This window comes from Streptomyces sp. NPDC039430, assembly GCF_055639435.1.
Map to the genome: position 1 here is coordinate 1 of NZ_JBVKAK010000043.1, position 2,251 is coordinate 2,251.

At 68.9% G+C, this 2,251-nt stretch carries 1 protein-coding gene; it reads left to right on the forward strand.

Annotation, left to right across the window (positions count from 1 at the left end):
• A partial coding sequence (locus ACZ7LS_RS36770) for a condensation domain-containing protein (RefSeq protein ID WP_471066474.1) occupies positions 1-2,251 on the forward strand: 2,251 nt, incomplete at both ends.

Here is a 2,251-nt window from a genome sequence, read left to right on the forward strand (position 1 = left end):
CCGGGGACGGTGCTGGTGAATGGGTATGGTCCGACGGAGTCGACGACCTTCGCGGTGAGCGGGCCGATCGCGGCGGAGGATGCGGCGGGTGGTTCCGTACCGCTGGGGCACGTGATGGACAACACGACCGGATACGTCCTGGACGGCGTGCTGCGCCCGGTTGGTGTGGGGGTTCCTGGTGAGTTGTATCTCGGCGGCAGCGGTCTGGCGCGCGGCTACCACGGCAGGGCCGGACTCACGGCGGAACGGTTCGTGGCGGATCCGTTCGGTACGGGCGAGCGGTTGTACCGGACGGGCGACGTGGTGCGCTGGCGCACGGACGGACGGCTGGACTTCCTGGGCCGTGGCGACGGACAGGTCAAGATCCGCGGCTTCCGTATCGAACTCGACGAGATCCAGGCCGCGTTGATGAGGTGTGCGGACGTGGGTACGGCCACGGTCGTGGCGCGGGAGGACCGCCCCGGGATCAAGCGGCTGGTCGCGTATGTCGTGGCGGACGGGCAGCTCGATGTCGCGGCGGTACGCGCTCAGGTCGCGGGCGCTCTGCCCGAGTACATGGTGCCGTCCGCGTTCGTCGTCCTGGACGAGCTGCCGCTGACGGTGAACGGAAAGGTCGACCGGCGCGCGCTTCCCGCGCCCGAGTTCGACGCGGCGGCGGAGTACGTCGCACCTCGCACCGAGGCCGAACGCGTCCTGGCCGGGATCTGGGCGGAGGTCCTCGGCGTGGAGCGGGTCGGAGTCCACGACGACTTCTTCGAACTGGGCGGGGACTCCATCTCCAGCCTGAAGGTGGTCTCCCGCCTCCGGGCCGCGCTGGGAGCGGGGTTCTCCCCGCGTGTCCTGTTCGATCACCCGACCGTGGCCGGACTCGCGGCGACGGTCCCGGTGGCGGAAGCCGCCCGGGAAGCGGAGGCGACGTCGGCCTCCGGCGCGATCGTCCCGGTGGCACGCGACGGGCAGCTGCCGATGTCGCTGACGCAGGAACGCCTCTGGTTCCTGGAGAACTTCACCCCGGGCAGCATCGAGTACAACATCGTCGGGGCGCTCCGGATGACCGGAGTCCTGGACGCGGATGCTCTCCGTACGGCCCTCGCGGGGCTGGTGGACCGGCATGAGGCGCTGCGTACGACGTTCGACTCGGTAGACGGGCGTGGCATCCAGGTAGTGCGTGCCTCGCTGGACGTGCCGGTGCGTGCTGTGACTCTCAGTGACCCCTCGGGCCTCGACGCGGTGCTCAGGGAGGAGTCCGTCACCCCCTTCGACCTGCGGACCGGCCCCTTGGTGCGGGCACTGCTCGTGCGCATCACGTCGACCGAGCACGTCCTTGTGTTGTCGATGCATCACATCGTGACCGATGGGTGGTCGATGGGTGTGGTGACGCGTGAGCTGAGTGAGTTGTACGCGGCTGCGGTGCGGGGTGGGGAGGCGCGGCTCGCGTTGTTGCCGGTGCAGTATCCGGACTTCGCGGTGTGGCAGCGGGAGAGGCTGGCCGGGGAGGCACTGGATTCCCAGATCGCTTACTGGCGTGAGCAGTTGGACGGTCTGGAGCCGTTGGAACTGCCGACCGACCGCCCGCGCCCGCTGGTACGGACCGCCGCCGGGAGCACCCATGTCTTCACTGTCCCGGTGGAGCTGACGGATCAGCTCGGCGCGCTGGGGCGCACCCGAGGCGGGAGCCTCTTCATGGCGCTGATGGCGGTGACGCAGCTGCTGCTCTCCCGCTACAGCGGCCAGCGCGATATCGCGCTCGGCACGGCGGTGTCGGGCCGGGAGCGCGAGGAGCTGGAGGGCCTGGTCGGGTTCTTCGTCAATACCCTCGTTCTGCGGGCGCGTATCGATGAAACGCGTTCCTTCGATGAGCTGCTGGCAGCGGTCCGCGACACCACCTTGGAGGCGTTCGCGCACCAGGACGTGCCGTTCAGCCGGCTGATCGAGGAGCTGTCTCCGGAGCGCGACACCAGCAGGACGCCGCTCGTGCAGGCCATGCTGACGCTCCAGAACACCCCCGGAGGGGCGTTCCACCTCCCCGGACTCCGTATCGAGGAGTACGAAGTCCCGCGTACGGCTGCGCAGTTCGAGTTCGGCCTGCACTTCCAGGAGAGCGGCGACGGAGGTCTTGTCGGGGTCGCCGAGTTCAATACGGATCTGTTCGATGGGGAGACGGTTGAGCGGTTGTGTGGGCATTGGTTGGTGTTGGCGGAGCGGTTGGTGGCTGAGCCGTTGGTGCCTTTGGTGCGGGTGGGGATGTTGG